We start from the raw sequence: 14,981 nt of genomic DNA, 5'->3' as shown, positions 1-14,981 counted from the left end.
AAAAGTAAGGCACCGAGGACAATTGCAATATCAGCCAGGTTGAAGGCCGGCCAATGCCAGTCTCGCCAATAGAAATCAAAGGAATCCACAACATAGCCGCGAAAGACCCGGTCAATCAGGTTGCCCATGGCGCCACCGAGGATAAGACTGTAAGCGATGGCTTCTCCTTTATGACGATTTTCAAGGATCAGCTTGATCAGAAAAATCGAGACCGCTACCGCGATTCCGATAAAAAAGTAGCGCTGCCAGCCTCCACCATTCGCAAAAAGACTGAATGCGGCACCGGTGTTCCATAGGTGTACCCAGTTAAAGAATGAGGTCACTGAAATAGACTCGCCATAGGCCATTGATTGCTGCACCAGCCACTTTACAGCTTGATCAGACGTTGCCAGCAGGCCCGATATGGACAACAGGGCGTACGGCGAGAGCTTTTTGCCAATAATGAGCATTATTTAACCCTTCAAAGCCAGAATGCGTCTGGCACCGTTAAGTACAATGACCCCCGCGATGGTGCCGATAATTAGATCCGGATAATTGGAACCGGTCCACACGACCAGGGCGCCGGCGGTGATGACCCCCAGGTTGATCACCACGTCGTTGGCCGAAAATATCCAGCTTGCCTTCATATGAGCTCCGCCCCCTCGATGTTTGGATACCATCAGCAGACAGGCGGTATTGGCAATCAATGCGACGAATGCGATAGCCATCATCACCAGCGATTCAGGCTCACTACCGAATACAAAGCGCCTCACGACCTCTACGAGTACGCCAACAGCCAAAACCAGTTGGACCACACCAGCAACGTGCGCAACACGGACCTGCCTTTTCACGCTATGCCCAACCGCATAAAGAGCGAGTCCGTACACTGCCGCATCGGCAAAATTGTCCAGGGACTCTGCAATGAGGCCAGTTGACTGAGCCATCAGACCGGCAGTAATTTCCACCACGAACAGAAGTGCATTGATGCCGAGCAACCAGCGCAGGGTCCCGGATTCTTGCTCAGCAGAAGCTGCCGAAAACTCGGCGGCCTTGATGGTCTCCGGATTTGCAGCGACGGTTTCCTGAAGCGCGGCTCCTAGCCCCAAGGTCTTCAGTTTCGATGTGACGGGCTCGACCTCGCCGTCATGCACGACCTTCAGCCGGCGGTTCGACAAGTCGAAGGACAGTGCCCGAATCCCCTCAACGCCGTTCAGGGCCAGGCGAATCATGCGCTCTTCTGATGGACAGTCCATCTTCGGCACGGCATAAACACTGACCCATCTCCCTGGCGCCTCGGAGGAGGCCTGTATATCGGTATCCGCTGCGGACGTTGCATCACCGCCACAGGCGCCACCACAGGATTTGCTCATGATACGACTCCACTTGAACAATGTTGTGGTACCATTTTAAACTATAAAGCTACTATAAGGTCAATAGAGTAAAGAATCCGTTGGGGAGGAGGCTGATGCGCATTGGTCAGTTGGCGCAGTTGGTAGGGGTCGAAACACAGACGATCCGCTTCTATGAACAGCAGGGCTTGTTGCCGCCGCCTGATCGGCAGGACAACGGTTACCGTGTCTATACCGAGAAGCATGGTGAGGGGCTGGCCTTCATCCGTCGCTGCAGAATCCTGGGCCTGTCACTGGCTGAGATTCACGAACTACAGAGCTATCAGGACGACCCTCATCAGCCTTGTACCGCCGTCAACGCCTTGCTCGATGATCACATCTCTCATGTGCGGTCGCAGATAACCGCTCTGCAAGCGCTTGAGAAACAACTCGTTTCACTGAGAGCGAGTTGCAACGATGACCGGGAAGTTGAGGCGTGTGGGGTTCTTGCTGGAATTAGCGAAGGAAACATGCACCAGCAGTAGGTGAAGCATCAACCAGATAATCCGATGAGATGCCGGTCTGTCTCACTCTCATGCAAAGGTAAGATCAACCATTTAATCCGCTTACCCATGGTTTCTTGCTATAGTTACAAACTCTTTTATTACGGGATCCCAGTTATCCGGAGCGCCAAGCATTGTAGGAGTATCTAGCGCGTGCCGTCGTAACGCAGCCTCAAAAACTTTGATATCAAGTCCCGGACCAAAACGACTGTGCAAGTCATCCATGACACTGGCAAAGCGATTCTGATCCAGTTGGTGTCCGGTGTACCATGTTGGAATGCCTGCCCAAGGGGCTATTATGGCGTATACTTCATCTTCCATTTTTCTGTCCTTTTTGATTATTGCTATCACATAAATATATGACTATTAAGCTTTACATACTGTTTTAGCATATTTTATGTACTTAATCTTTGGTCGTTATTTTTCAGCCCAATTTACCGGATTAGCTAAAATAGCTGGCCATTGCCTCGAAGCCATGAATAACTTGGCAACCAAGCAGCTTTCCCAAATCAAGCTCTTCTGAGCTTATTAGATTTGCTAAGCGCCTGTCGGTTAGAAACACATCACAGATTGATAGCGCATCTGCTGCAACGGAAAAATCATTTAAATCCCCGCTTTTAAAGCGTCGGTTTGGATCTGTGCGTAGACTTCCATGCAAAGCACTCAACACTCGCAGTGTTGGAAAGGCTAAATAAAATGTATCCGACTGCCAGATTGCCATAATGTAACACGCCATTTCAGCCACAATTTTTGGTTCAATGGCCTGTCCTTCAATGTCTGCCCAGGCTTCAATACAGCCTTTTAGCTCCACAAAAATTGCCTGTTTTAGGGTGCCGACGTCGCCCTGATATTTGATTTTGGCTTCGTTGAGCGATGTAAGTCCGAGTTCATTATTCCATTTTTCGTCAGGTGCCGTCGCTGCCACTTTCAACTGCGCGGACATGGGCAATTCCGTCATCGCATCAAACCACGCCTTGTTAAAAGTGTTCTGGTCGATACTGGCAGTGACAAATGCAGGAAGCGTGGGGTAAGACAATTCCATCAGTTCCAGTGGACTGCATAAATAATCAGATGCGGCCTTGTGCACGTTCCATTGAGCTGAGGTGAGCTGCACCAGTTCTTCCCGGATCCGTTCATGTTGATGGACAATACAAAACCCGCTTGAGAACTCATCGACAAGGTCATTTAATAACGCTCGTGTTTCAGGGATGACCAGCGCATCTAACTCTACAAAGGTCGGAAAGGCGATGGGAAAGACATACTGACCCGAATGCGCTTTAGCGAAGAATGTCTCTGCGAACATGATCATGGCATCGGTCAATTTTGGTTTTTTGAGTTTATAATCAGCCAGGCATTTCCAGGCAAGTGTGTCGAGATACACCAGTTTTTTTCCTGAAATCATGTTGGCTTTTTGCTCTTGTATATACCGAATGTGTTTAGCAAGCGTTACATCCGGCGTCTGACGATGTTTCTCAATATGGTCTTGGAGCCGCTTAGACGCAAGCCGATGAAGTTCATGAAGTTCTGTCACTATTTTCACCTTCGCCAAACGTCTACTCAATGACTTTGACAGTAAAATCCAATGGTTCGGTTTTCCGGTTAATATCGATGTGATAATCCCCGTACCGATTAATATGAGATGTCCGGTAAGGTGACAAACCGGCCAACGTTTCTGGCGTAACCTCATGACCTGCTTCAGCCAGTTTCTTGAGGAGTTTTGTCATCTTTTCCGTGTTATACAGGATCACCATATTGGCAACAAGTTGATTATATTTCACTATTTTTTGCTGCTCGTGCCTAATATTCTCAGCAATGATCCCATCGTTGCCAAAAAATAACCATTTGGTGAAGTTATTGAAGGCTTCCGATTTGTTGGTTTCAGCATGGATGAGCTGACGAAGCTCGTGGTTATCAATGTAATTGAGCAAAAACATGGTTCTAATCAACCGTCCCAGCTCCCGAAACGCAAAGTACAACTTGTTCTTCCGGCTGAACGTCCCTAAGCGTTTGAGCAGTGTCGACGGTGTGATTCTGCCGAGTTTGATGGAGACAACTACCCGCAGCATATCTGGCAACCTGGCCTGGATCAGATCGAAATCAATAGAGCCTTTGAACAAGGCATCAATGTGCTGGTATTTCGTGTCTTTGCTTGGCCGGTATAAACTCAAATCCTGAATGTTTCGGATCCGGGGCATCAGTTTTATCCCCAATAAATGCGCCAATCCAAACACTGTGTAACTCTGGGATTGTGTATCACCATGCAGCGTATCCGGTTGAATGTCTGAATCGTTTTTCTGCACGATGTCCAGGATATGAACCCCTTCATAGGTACCACAAGGAATAAAATGGCTGAATAATGCAATGTAGGTGTCCGACACGTGATAATAACCTATACCGCCATAACCACCGTATCGGATATGAAATTCTGACATCAAATTCTGCTCATACAGCTCCCATTTAGTCCCATCTGCAGAGGCGTGTTTACCAGAGCCCCAATACTTCGGTAAATCAAACTGGTTGTATGCGTTGACGACTTTGGTCAACGCTTTTTCTAAGCGTTCTTCAGTGACATGGCGCAAGTTAAGCCAGGCAACTTGCTTCTGTGTAAAGCCTTTAACCGAGCGGGAAGTTTGAGCCGGCCCTAAATTACAACCGTAGCAAAACAGTGTGGTTAAAAAACGCTGCTCCGGAAATTCAATTTTCACTTGGTTGCCGGCAGCTGTGTGTATCAACTTGTGCAGTTCAAGCCAGTGCTCGCAGTCGGTCAGAATATCGACAATGCTCGAGGGCTCCATCCCATCGACAATCGCGGTGTCTAAGCGTTGGACGGCTGCGACAGGTCGTGCAGTATTGCTTTTCTTTAAACTAAGGCGTCCATCGATAAATTGGGCATGGCTATTACCAGGGAATGTGAGATCCACCGTCGTGGCCAACTCACTGAGCTCCTGCTGCAGTTCGGTGACAAATCGCTCAGCGTCATTAACGGGCTGTTCAACTTCCTGCGCATAGCGATCAATTTCCTGTTGGTACTCCTCCCAACTGACCAAATCCTCTCGGTAATCGTCATATTCCCTGGCGTGTACCACATGCAAATCCCCTGATTGAAGTTCTCGCCGGATCATAGAAAAGCACGCCAGTTCATATAGTTTGCGGTGATACAGTGCATTTCCTGCCACGTCACGTCTGATAATGTTTTGCCATTGCGGAGACAGAAGTGTAAGCAGATCGAGTTCATCCGATTGCAGTTGCGATACTGGCAGCATTTCTTTGTGACTGTTCCGCAGTGACTGTAGGTTGGCAATGAGTGAAATGGTGCTCTGATCGGTTGAGGTACTGCGAAGCTCCATGGCTTCCAGACACAAAAACAGCAAGGACCGTTTCTGATGATAAGGCTGCAGCATAAATGGTAAAAAACCATGGGCTACTGCCGCCAGATATTCCTGACACTTCGCCATTTGGGTGGTCAAGTCCGGTGAAAATGTTTTCTGAATAGCGTCAATTCGCTCTTCCGCGGTGCCTTCGCTACCAAACGCCGCCATGGCGTCAAAGTAACCACGAACGAGCGCTTCGCTTTCCTTTTGCCGGTTCAAAATATGCTGGTCGTAATTCTTTTTTGCGACACTCTCCAGTCCCCGCAGAATACGGATCATGATGTCTGCTACATCATCCAGTGCTTTCCCATGCTGACCCCGGATAAGGAGCACCGCTAACGCATAACGCTTTAGGGGCTTGAGTTCCCGCATATCTTTGGCGTCCAATGCACGGGCCTCCAGCATGAACTGACTCAGTTTGGTCGCGGGGAGGCGTATTTGTGGCATTTGCTCACTGAGCGATTTTAGCCAGGTCACATGCTGAATGTAGGAACGGATCTCTCTGGCGCTCGGCTTTTTGGGTTCTCGCTTTAACCGCTGCCAGGCGCTGTAACTTTCATTGACATCTTTGATCAGGAGTTGGTCCAACTCAGCTCTGGATTCCGGTCGCAACTCATCGTAAATGGCCCGGTAGTATTCAGTGTTCACCTCATTTCTGGCAGTTCTGGCTAAGCGCAGTAGACGAGTAAACCCCGGCAGCTCAAACCGGTGGTGGATCAGCTCCTCCAGCGAGACGTTGAGGATGTCATTAACGGCGTCTTTAACCAGTGCGGCACGCCTTGCCACCGTTTTCAACCATGCCCAATCAGCTTCCTGCAGCAATTTGACACCGACAAATTCGCGTATCTGCGCAAGATGTTTGGTTCTGGCTGTCGATTTAATATAGGCTGCCCAGTCCTTCGCAGAAGGCAGCGTAGTGATGCCTGTTAATTTTGCAAGGTATTTGATTAAGGTGTCTGGGCAGTCAAGGGGGGACACTACATACCCGAGCCGTTGCAGCGTTTTCAGTTGCACCAGAAACCCCAGTCGTTGGATGGGTTTTCTGATAGTACTGAGCCATTCCAGTTCGTAGTTGGTTGGTTGATACTGTTTGTTTAAGAGCTTGAGAGAAAAATTCGCCGGTAAGGTCGGGTATGCGGTTTGAGCAACTGTCGCCATTGATCATCCTTCACATCGTGCATCTCTTTTGGTGTCCAGAACAACATACCAGCGTATTAATTTCAATAGCGATTTCTTTGTTTATTTCAGTACATTAAATGAAATTAAATAGATGAAACTTAAATGGATGGCTACGTTGGATTATGGTTCATCTGCTGATACTCCTGCTCCAATACAGCCGTTTTCGAAGTTAACTTTGTCTATTGCTGAACATCTGTCTGCATTGGCTCTGAACAATTTGAAAAGGTCGTCTGCACTTAGAGCAAACTCTTGAATGGCAAAACGACCGTCAGACTGGAGCACATGAAAACGAACCTTCGTAGATGGCCCCGGTTTGTTTTGAGTGATATACGACATCATTTCAAGCGAGTGCTGATAAGAGCCTTGCTCATCTAAGAGCGGAATAATATCAAAGACGAGTAATTTATGCCCAGGTACCAGCAAGGCATCGTCGTCATTTCTCAGTTTCACTTTAGTGGCACCTGCTAATAAATCACTGCTGACCCATGCTCGGATCAGTGATGCAGGCGCGTCTCCCGTGTTTACAGCAGTCACACGAAGGGTCGTCCCATCAATAGAAGGCATAGTGAGTGAAGCCTCAGACTGAGGGGTATGAAAAATGCCATACAGTGATGGGATCACAATCCCAATAACAGAGATAAGTGCAGTGAGAAGCGCAAGTATCGTGCTAGAAAATGGGATAAAACTGAAGCAGTTTTGGTAAGAGCTGCATATCGAGCAAATTCGTGCGCCATGAGGGATTGGGTGACAGCAATGCTTACAGAGTACCTGTGATTTCTGCGTTGTTTCAGGATCAGTCATATTTTACCTCAGTCTTATGAAACGATTACCCTCTGAAAATGGATCGTCCTTGGCACCATGCTTACTTCTTGGTTTCTTCCGGCATGGACCACATTCCACCAGCAAAAGCCACAGAATCCTTAATCAGTAAAATCAGCTCTTTGCGATAGTTCGTTCCATCCAAATCAGCATATCGCAGTGTGATTTTCAATCGGGAATTGTATTTCCAAAACGATTGTTGATTCACTCCAGTAAACCCAAATGAATTCGACACAGACTTGCCGTTCAGCAACACCGGGATCTCGGCGTCCTCCTGAAAACATTTTTTGACATGAGTCCATGTGGACCCCGGCTTTTTCCCTGCATGGGGCCCAGGCTGAATGCATTGTTCAAGATCGGAGTCCTCGCAGTAAAGCCGCACATTCACCGCTGGCCGGTTGCCGGTGTTCACCACAATCAGATTATAGGCAATGAACGCTTCATCTTGAGCTGTCGCTGTTTCTATGCATGCGACCACTATTGGGCAATTACTGCGCAGCCAATTTCGATGAGATATCCAGAGCGCTAAGCAGGATATGCCAAAAGCCGCGCTCGAAAGACCAACCTTACCAACGTCCATCCAATCCATATTCACCTCTTAATCCCATTGCTGCCCAGTAGCTTGCTCTTTCAGTGTAATTTCGACCATGCATTGATGCGCTCTGGCGGCATCATGGAGCTGTAGTAACAGGTCATCCACTATGCCATCCAGTTCCTCGTGATCCCGCGCCTGCATCGTCAACAAATAACTCTCTTGCTGGCTTCCTTTACTCATGGCGTAAGGTTTCAGACAGTACCGTTCTATATGCTGTCGAGCGGCCGAGCTTCGTCCACGTTGATGGTAAGGCTGAAGGTGAAGCCGTAATTCCAGGACATGTGTCTTTAACTGATTTTGCACTTGGCTCGGTGCGGGTAGCGCCAAAGCTTGGTCAATTGCCTGTTGAGAGAAAGGATCGTTTGATTCCAGATAGCGCATCGCAGACTTTACATCGCGCCATCCGACGTGTTCCATGAGTTGCTTCAGGGACCACCCTTGTTGGTTAGCCCAGTTTGCAAAGCCCCGGCGCAGCGAATGGCTGCTATACAGTGCCGCGTCGTCCACCTGAGCTTGTTGCAAAAGGTGTCGAAGTAACGGAATGATGCTATCGGCGCGTAGGGACGACTCAGAGACCATGCCCCAGCGATTGACTGCGCGAAACAAAGGGCCGGCCGCTTGTTGCAGTAACACCAAATACTGCCGGCAGGCGTCGACCGGGCATAGCCGCTGCAACTCAGGTAATCGAAAAGCCTGGCCTTGATTGGTCCGGTCAGTCTTACTTCGCGGCAGATAGGCGATCATCCCTTCACCTGGCACGAACTCCAGATGTTCGATGTGAAGACGACTGAGCTCGTCACTGCGAAAGGCACGCCAGAATCCCATCAGCACCAAGGCTTTATCACGAACGGCTCTCAAGTGCTTGGCATAGTTTTCCGTCTGCTGGGCCTGCAGTGCTTGCTGATCCAGATAGCCAATTATCTGCTCAAGCACATTGAGTTGTAACGGTTTAGCTTGTTTGGCTTTATCCGGATGCAGTTCTCGGATCCCTTTTAAGACCTGACGAACCAACGGAGCTTTGGTGGGGTCGGCAAAGCCTTGGGCCTGATGCCAACTGGATAGCGCGGCCAGCCGCTGCTTTAAGGTCGTGATAGCCAGTGTATCGGCGTAATGCGCCAGGTAGCGGGCCAACTCCGTGGCGGTGGTCGGCAACACGCCCCCCCAGGCAACTTCAAAATGTTCGACCGCCGATTGATAACTACGCCGGGTATGTTCGCGTGTGGCAGCCTGTAAATAACGATCAACTTTACTCACCAGGCCACCTCCGTACTAAGACAGTTGTCGAATAGTGCCCATCGGCACAAACAATCGTTGCGGTTGGTCGGTCAGCGGCATAAACATGCCCATGTGCTGATAAAATCGTAGGGCCGCATCATCCAACACATCCAAGACTACGCCCAGGGCCGGTAAGCCCCGATCGGCCAGTTCAAGAGCTGTCCTCAGTGCCTGCACCAGTGTTTTAGCTCCTAGTTGCTGCCCCTGATAGTGAAAAGACACGCCCAGTCGAGCCAGCAGCACGACCGGCACCGGATACGCCGGCAGTGATTTATTCTGCGCAGGCAGCTCTTCCCGTGCCACCGTACTACTGGCCAGAGTATAATAGGCAGCGATCGGTAGTTTACCGTGTTCGGCCTGTTCGGTCAGTACCCAGGTCCGGCTCAAACCCAAACCGCTATTGCGCACTGCGTACCGGCTCAGGTAGTCATTAAGACTTGCTTTGCCACAATCAAACCCTTTTAAATCATGCAGGGCTGCATCCAGCAGCACAAATTCCGCTGCCAAGGCCAATTAAAACCCCTCATGGTCAAGTCGGGCTGCCGCCGCCTTTAAGCGAGCATGCGGCGTGGGTGGCGCTTCACATACCTGCATAAACTGATCAAACTGGGCTGACGTCAATTCAATGGCTGCCTGAGCCTGCAGGATCTGTGGGGCATTGTCACGAATAAGACGAACCATAAACTCCGTCAGGGATGCGCAGCCTGAAGCAGCTGCAGCGCGTTCTGCCAATTGCTTGGTTTCTGCATCCACCCGCATTTCGATCCGCTCTCGAAGTACTGTTGCCATGATATCCCCTCTGTACAAAAAAAGACCTGCACAGTATAGACCTGTACGGCATATTGCCGCAAGAAAAAGCGTGATAATGCCGGCTGTGTTTTGCCCGGTACCGCACGCCATTATGTATGGCCGAAAGGCTATTTGGAGCTCTGATCTGCCATTACCCCTGATAATGCCCTATTATCAGGAGTTAGATTAAGCTGGTTATTTGCAATTTGCGGATATCGTAATATTATGTAATTACACATTACGTAATATTACGATTAAGGGTAAACCATGGCCAGAGACGGGATCACCAAGCATCAGGTTCAGCAGGTTCGGAACGAGCTCATTGCGCAAGGACGCCACCCATCTGTCGAACTGGTCCGGTCGGAGTTAGGCACCGGGTCGAATACCACGATTTTGAAGTACTTGCGAGAGCTTGAAGTCGATGAGAAAGGACGTCTTGACAACCTTTCAGCGCTAAGTGACGAATTAGGCCAGTTCGTGGGGCATTTAGCACAGCGCCTCCAGGAAGAGGCCATGCAGCGCATTCAGACTACGGAAGAGCGGCATAACCTCGTCGTCGCAGAGCGCCAACGACAACTTGACGTGCTACGACAGGAATTGATGGCCATCAGTGAACATCGGGATAAATTGGAACACCAACACCGCGAAGCCTTAGCGCAGATAGAAGAACTGAAACATGCCCGTCATCAGGATGCGTTGCAGTTATCTTCTATTACTGCGGAAAATCGCCATCTAAGCGGCACAATCCAGGATAAAGACAAGCATATTCAGTCGCTGGAAGAGAAGCATACTCATGCCCGTCAGGCGCTTGAGCATTATCGTGAGTCTGTGAAAACGCAACGGGAACAAGAGCAGCACCGGCATGATCATCAGGTACAACAACTACAGGCTGAGTTACGATTAAGCCACCAAGCGTTGAGCGTTAAACAACAGGAATGTACAACCTTAAAAGCTCAAACACAGCAACAGTCGGCGGAGTTGCAACACGCCACACAGTCTGTCAGTAAGATTGAGCAACAATTATTGGGGATCCAGAACAGCCAACAACAAACGGAGCAAAAACTCTATCGTAAAGATACCGAGCTAAACAGATTGCAAAAGCAACACGAAGACTTGCAGCAACAGTATGCGGAAGCGGCGGCTAAAGTTGCCAGTTTGCAAGAAAAAGAGCAAACCTGGCTGCAGGAAAAAGCAGCCTTATCCGCTTCGCTCATTACCCAGCAGCAACTCTGGCAGACATTCTCCACCGTCAACGCCATTTCGACGCCGCCCCGATATGCCAAGGGTGAAGACGTCATTGTGATCGATGCTGAACATGCCTTATATGACCGCATTGGCCAGGTTGAGCGTTGCGTAAAAAAGAGGGACGGCTCTGTGAAATACTCAGTGAGTTTTGACGGCGAAACTTATACTTTACCAGACCGGATCCTGAGACTGGCATAATCTGACATTATCATTGCAACTGGCCGATAATGGCCAGCTGTAAATAATGCATCACAACACTAAAAACTGTTCAACCAAATTGGTATTAAAATTTACCCCACACACAGGCAGCTGAGTCATCGCTATCTTCAGACGGTCATCACAAAAAAGCGTTTTACATCCTTCCAGTGCAGATTTAAAAATGAACTTGTCAGCCAGCTTACTCTCATCAAAAACCAATTTCTCTAACTCAGTTTCATGAGAAATACACTCAGCCAAAGACTCTGCGCCAAGCGCTAAACAGTTAAATAACCACCAATCTTTACCATTCAAGTCAATAGGTAAAAACTCACCGTGCGACGATAACTCTGAGGATAACGACTCATAAGCCAAGGGACTCAACAGCAAGAAACTCCCCCAAAGCGAAACATCGCTGGGTTCATTTTTACTCTTGTATTTTTTATTGAAGCCACAACTGGGCTTCACCCATCTGTCCGCAATGCTCACGTTGGCGTTTGAAAGCCGTCTCACCAACTTGAAGTCTTTATCGCCAAGCATTTCAGCCATGCTCAGCACATCATAATCGATAACCTCGTGCGTGTTTTTAGGCGCTTCAATTCGGAATATCATGAATCACCTCCGGGCGTCGTCTCATCCACCGAAAAAACACCATACCTTAATTGCCGTTTTACGTCTTTTAGCCAGCCGACAAAAACATGATCAGGTACGTTATCATTCATAAATTTCCGTGATATCCAGCGCTCATACTCAGTGCAATGCAGTGATCTGTGGCCAGAGGCTTCAGGCGTAGCCCAATCATCAGGTTTGTTTTTTTCATAATTTCTCAACCACATACCGTTTAGCGGATCATGAATGCCAATGCCATACGAGTGCAGATTGAGACGACAAATCATCATTTGATACTGCAAGTATCGTCCTTTGCCTGGAATGATATGGTGGGCTTCATGGATCGGGCTGGGTTTGGGCTCACCGGCAGCAAACAGGTTTTTTCTCAATGTCTTTGTGGGGTGATGCTTTTCTCTGGCCAATTCTTCCTGAGACATCGTTGCACATGCGTCTCTATATGCCTGTAAATGTTCATGCAGTTTGACCTGAGCGCCAATTTTTCTGCGTTCTATACGCAGGTGCTGCTGGTCTCTTTCACATTTGGCAATCCGGGCTTTCTTTGCCTTTTCACATTCATTAGCGGGAGTGACTTTATTTCGTTCAATGTGAAATGCCCGAGCCTTAAGCTCATAATTATAAATAACCATTTCAAGGGGGCTTGGGTTCAAAGGGCGCTGCGGCATAGGCAAAGCCCGGAAATAGTGTGTGGTGGTCGGTTTCATCCTGAAGTTCACTCCCTCATATATTTCAACGATTATCGGTATTCTAATTTTAGACGGCTGCCATATCAATCATTTGTAAATTTATTCTTTACGTATATTTCACTTATTTCGGCAGATCATGGATAATAGGCACTTTCCAGTGCTGCCGGCTGGCAAATTTTCAATTAATGGACGATTGGTGATGGGCGATGTAATAACCGATGACTTTCAGTCTAATCGGTTCCACGTTTACGTATGAACTTATAAGATCCACAATGAAAATCTTACATATGCAGGTAATTTCTGCCAGCATTAAAACCGTTCTCTGGAGTATAAAACTGATCTTTCGGCGAGCTCGCTCTTTTTAACCGTCGCTTTATACGGGTAAAGGCAGAGCGGTATGCTACTTGCTTAAATTTCGTTCTACAAGAAAACGAGAGTTTGTTGTAGGAATTCACGGGCATTGGGTGCCGATATATTTACGCAAAGCGTTATTAAGGAGCTACTGAGAATCCCCGTGAATTGATGAAAAGTTATGTTTTGACTATTTTAAGGAGAAAACTCATGTCTCATGAAAAATACCGTAGTTGTATCGAAGCCTGCAACCGTTGCGCTGACGCCTGTGACCACTGTTCGACAGCTTGTCTCAAAGAGAGTAACGTAGCACAAATGGAGCGCTGCATACGTCTGGATATTGATTGTGCCGCGTTATGTCGGTTTGCCGCAGCCGCAATGGCTCGAGGCAGCGAATACGCCAGCGATATTTGTAGATTATGTGCGGAGCTTTGTGATGCCTGTGGCGAGGAATGCGGTAAACACGAAGCAAACCACTGCCAGGAGTGCGCTCAAGCTTGTCGTGATTGCGCAGAGGCTTGCCGAACAATGGCCGCGTAAGCTGTTGACTAGCCTTACCATGTCGTGGCTATAGTGATGTATCTAAAACGTATCTGTTATAAAGAAAAGGCTTCACAGTCTGAGAGGTTCCCGCAAGTTTTGTCCCAGCATAAAAGATACACTGCGGTTTTCAGCTTGAAGTAAGAGTACCGGATAACCTATTTTTTAAGGTTATCCGGAGTTCGCTCTGGTGAATTAACCTTGCCGCGATGTAACAGTTGCTGATTAGTCGGCGGAGCTTGATTGTTATAACTTAGAAGCTTAACCATCCCGCTTGCTCTGCCGCCGTGCCAATTAAATTCATGGCAAAAAAGCTAATGTGCCAATGAGCTAGTCGCGCGGCCAAGCTGGTTAATGATTGACCTGCTTAAATGTACTGCAGTTTTCACCTTGGCGTTAAGCACTTGTCGACGCTGCCCTAATTATTTCTCTTCCACTCTTACTGAGACAGATGTTCGATAGCACTAAATAGACAACAAGCTATGGATCTGTAATGTTAATTTACTTCTGATGGTTGACTGTTGATCCACTTGACTTAATCCGGTGTTTGAACTTTTATGCAAACTGACTTATCATATGTTAACTACAATTCTGGATTACGTATGCGCTCAGGTAATTTATTTATCATAGTACTTTGCTTGCTGTTTCTCCTTAAGGGAACTGGCCTGTATGCTATGGTTCATTGCCAAAGCCAGCAACATCACCAAAGCGCAATAACGTCAGATGCAATGACTGTTCAGGAGTCATTTGCCAATCATCACCACTCTTCACCAGATGCTAACAACACATCGCCAAACATGTCCGTAGATAACACCGTCGGTAATATATATGTAACCAGTGCCGAGCTTTGCGAAGCCTGTGACCATTGCTGCTCAATCCATTGCGTGTCGTTACCAGGGGTATCCGCAGCAGCTGAAGTACCTTGCCATGACAAAGTACTGCAAAACACCTATTTTCATACTACCGGTATTGTTTTACCACAAGAACGCCCACCAAAGACCGTGTAACCCTCTTAGTTCGACCTGGAATTACCGATGTAATGCTTGGCAAGCATGTTGGTTCGCTGACATTTTTCACCTATGCATCATGTAGTTAAATTTATTGAGGATATTTATATGTATAAGAGCATTGCCACCAAAGGGTTGGCGGTCGCTGGGCTTTGGCTATTCAGCATTTTTGCTACGAATAATGTGATAGCAAACGAGCCAACAATACCGGCGCCACTGCAAAATGATGACATGCAGACAGTATCACCTTATATGCCGGTTGCACCGCAGCAAATGAAGGTCCCGGTTGTCAGTAATTGGGCAGAAGTTAATCAACGTGTCCACGAAATTGGTGGCTGGATGTTTTATGCCTCTGAGGGGGCGATGGACCACGAGCATCATAAGCAGCCTGAGCCAAAAACTAACCATCACGAGGGCCACTGATTATGTCAA

At 48.1% G+C, this 14,981-nt stretch carries 17 protein-coding genes; 5 read left to right on the top strand and 12 right to left on the bottom strand.

The features are described from left to right. Window positions 1–449, bottom strand: a 449-nt coding sequence (lspA, locus tag BLW68_RS10430; RefSeq protein ID WP_092793020.1) for a signal peptidase II, incomplete at its 3' end; no start/stop codon positions are given. Between the two features lie 3 nt (window positions 450–452). Next, entirely contained in the window at window positions 453–1,349 is an 897-nt protein-coding gene (locus tag BLW68_RS10425) for a cation efflux transmembrane domain-containing protein (protein WP_092793017.1), read from the bottom strand. A gap of 95 nt (window positions 1,350–1,444) precedes the next feature. On the opposite strand from BLW68_RS10425, the gene cadR reads away from it, so the two are divergent. Further along, on the top strand, window positions 1,445–1,852 hold the full coding sequence (gene cadR / locus BLW68_RS10420) for a Cd(II)/Pb(II)-responsive transcriptional regulator (protein ID WP_004364961.1): 408 nt from the start codon (window positions 1,445–1,447) through the stop codon (window positions 1,850–1,852). 81 nt (window positions 1,853–1,933) lie between these two features. Here cadR and BLW68_RS10415 read toward each other — a convergent pair whose 3' ends face one another. From BLW68_RS10415 to BLW68_RS10380, 8 genes are all read right to left on the bottom strand, one after another. Beyond that, window positions 1,934–2,191, bottom strand: a complete 258-nt coding sequence (locus tag BLW68_RS10415; protein WP_046556414.1) for a hypothetical protein — start codon at window positions 2,189–2,191, stop codon at window positions 1,934–1,936. A 121-nt stretch (window positions 2,192–2,312) separates the two neighbouring features. Then, window positions 2,313–3,401, bottom strand: a complete 1,089-nt coding sequence (locus tag BLW68_RS21395) for a hypothetical protein (RefSeq protein ID WP_233079389.1) — start codon at window positions 3,399–3,401, stop codon at window positions 2,313–2,315. Window positions 3,402–3,423: 22 nt separating this feature from the next. Beyond that, window positions 3,424–6,399 carry a Tn3 family transposase gene (locus tag BLW68_RS10405; protein ID WP_092793015.1) on the bottom strand — a complete coding sequence of 992 codons (2,976 nt, stop codon included), beginning with the start codon at window positions 6,397–6,399 and terminating at the stop codon, window positions 3,424–3,426. A gap of 141 nt (window positions 6,400–6,540) precedes the next feature. Further along, complete coding sequence (locus tag BLW68_RS10400; protein ID WP_218141349.1) at window positions 6,541–7,221, bottom strand: hypothetical protein; 681 nt, start codon at window positions 7,219–7,221, stop codon at window positions 6,541–6,543. Between the two features lie 61 nt (window positions 7,222–7,282). Next, window positions 7,283–7,828 (bottom strand): hypothetical protein, encoded by a 546-nt coding sequence (locus BLW68_RS10395; protein ID WP_046556411.1) that lies wholly within the window; start codon window positions 7,826–7,828, stop codon window positions 7,283–7,285. Between the two features lie 9 nt (window positions 7,829–7,837). After that, window positions 7,838–9,088, bottom strand: a complete 1,251-nt coding sequence (locus BLW68_RS10390) for a site-specific integrase (protein ID WP_092793012.1) — start codon at window positions 9,086–9,088, stop codon at window positions 7,838–7,840. 15 nt (window positions 9,089–9,103) lie between these two features. Next, entirely contained in the window at window positions 9,104–9,622 is a 519-nt protein-coding gene (locus tag BLW68_RS10385; RefSeq protein ID WP_092793010.1) for a GNAT family protein, read from the bottom strand. Then, entirely contained in the window at window positions 9,623–9,898 is a 276-nt protein-coding gene (locus BLW68_RS10380) for a type II toxin-antitoxin system TacA family antitoxin (protein ID WP_046556408.1), read from the bottom strand. A gap of 267 nt (window positions 9,899–10,165) precedes the next feature. Here BLW68_RS10380 and BLW68_RS10375 point away from each other — a divergent pair, with 267 nt between their 5' ends. Then, the gene (locus tag BLW68_RS10375) at window positions 10,166–11,341 is read left to right on the top strand and encodes a DNA-binding protein (protein WP_046556407.1); all 1,176 of its coding nucleotides are present in this window, start codon (window positions 10,166–10,168) and stop codon (window positions 11,339–11,341) included. A 51-nt stretch (window positions 11,342–11,392) separates the two neighbouring features. On the opposite strand, the gene BLW68_RS10370 is transcribed toward BLW68_RS10375, so the two are convergent. Both BLW68_RS10370 and BLW68_RS10365 read right to left on the bottom strand, forming a co-directional pair. Continuing rightward, window positions 11,393–11,950, bottom strand: coding sequence for a hypothetical protein (locus BLW68_RS10370; protein WP_052748956.1), 558 nt, complete (start codon window positions 11,948–11,950; stop codon window positions 11,393–11,395). Beyond that, window positions 11,947–12,669, bottom strand: coding sequence for an AHH domain-containing protein (locus BLW68_RS10365; protein WP_046556406.1), 723 nt, complete (start codon window positions 12,667–12,669; stop codon window positions 11,947–11,949). The genes BLW68_RS10370 and BLW68_RS10365 overlap by 4 nt, the downstream gene beginning before the upstream one ends. Window positions 12,670–13,173: 504 nt before the next feature. On the opposite strand from BLW68_RS10365, the gene BLW68_RS21640 reads away from it, so the two are divergent. From BLW68_RS21640 to BLW68_RS10350, 3 genes are all read left to right on the top strand, one after another. Beyond that, complete coding sequence (locus BLW68_RS21640; RefSeq protein ID WP_324292073.1) at window positions 13,174–13,542, top strand: four-helix bundle copper-binding protein; 369 nt, start codon at window positions 13,174–13,176, stop codon at window positions 13,540–13,542. Window positions 13,543–14,144: 602 nt separating this feature from the next. Further along, the gene (locus tag BLW68_RS20940) at window positions 14,145–14,549 is read left to right on the top strand and encodes a hypothetical protein (RefSeq protein ID WP_143039945.1); all 405 of its coding nucleotides are present in this window, start codon (window positions 14,145–14,147) and stop codon (window positions 14,547–14,549) included. 108 nt (window positions 14,550–14,657) lie between these two features. Continuing rightward, window positions 14,658–14,972: a hypothetical protein gene (locus BLW68_RS10350; protein WP_143039944.1), complete on the top strand. Its 315-nt coding sequence runs from the start codon at window positions 14,658–14,660 to the stop codon at window positions 14,970–14,972. Window positions 14,973–14,981: the final 9 nt, after the last annotated feature.

The sequence above is a fragment of the Rheinheimera pacifica genome, from assembly GCF_900108485.1.
GTDB classification, from domain to species: domain Bacteria; phylum Pseudomonadota; class Gammaproteobacteria; order Enterobacterales; family Alteromonadaceae; genus Alishewanella; species Alishewanella pacifica.
Note: the sequence above shows the minus strand (reverse complement) of the source record. Positions and strands in the feature narration are given on the sequence as shown.

Excerpts from the sequence above, each read along its gene's own strand:
- BLW68_RS10425 (WP_092793017.1), bottom strand. The coding sequence starts at position 1,349 with ATGAGCAAATCCTGTGGTGGCGCCTGTGGCGGTGATGCAACGTCCGCA.
- BLW68_RS10375 (WP_046556407.1), top strand. The coding sequence starts at position 10,166 with ATGGCCAGAGACGGGATCACCAAGCATCAGGTTCAGCAGGTTCGGAAC.
- BLW68_RS20940 (WP_143039945.1), top strand. The coding sequence starts at position 14,145 with ATGCGCTCAGGTAATTTATTTATCATAGTACTTTGCTTGCTGTTTCTC.
- BLW68_RS21640 (WP_324292073.1), top strand. The coding sequence starts at position 13,174 with ATGAAAAGTTATGTTTTGACTATTTTAAGGAGAAAACTCATGTCTCAT.
- BLW68_RS10370 (WP_052748956.1), bottom strand. The coding sequence starts at position 11,950 with ATGATATTCCGAATTGAAGCGCCTAAAAACACGCACGAGGTTATCGAT.
- BLW68_RS10350 (WP_143039944.1), top strand. The coding sequence starts at position 14,658 with ATGTATAAGAGCATTGCCACCAAAGGGTTGGCGGTCGCTGGGCTTTGG.
- BLW68_RS10400 (WP_218141349.1), bottom strand. The coding sequence starts at position 7,221 with ATGACTGATCCTGAAACAACGCAGAAATCACAGGTACTCTGTAAGCAT.
- cadR (WP_004364961.1), top strand. The coding sequence starts at position 1,445 with ATGCGCATTGGTCAGTTGGCGCAGTTGGTAGGGGTCGAAACACAGACG.
- BLW68_RS10405 (WP_092793015.1), bottom strand. The coding sequence starts at position 6,399 with ATGGCGACAGTTGCTCAAACCGCATACCCGACCTTACCGGCGAATTTT.
- BLW68_RS10415 (WP_046556414.1), bottom strand. The coding sequence starts at position 2,191 with ATGGAAGATGAAGTATACGCCATAATAGCCCCTTGGGCAGGCATTCCA.
- BLW68_RS10365 (WP_046556406.1), bottom strand. The coding sequence starts at position 12,669 with ATGAAACCGACCACCACACACTATTTCCGGGCTTTGCCTATGCCGCAG.
- BLW68_RS10395 (WP_046556411.1), bottom strand. The coding sequence starts at position 7,828 with ATGGATTGGATGGACGTTGGTAAGGTTGGTCTTTCGAGCGCGGCTTTT.
- BLW68_RS10380 (WP_046556408.1), bottom strand. The coding sequence starts at position 9,898 with ATGGCAACAGTACTTCGAGAGCGGATCGAAATGCGGGTGGATGCAGAA.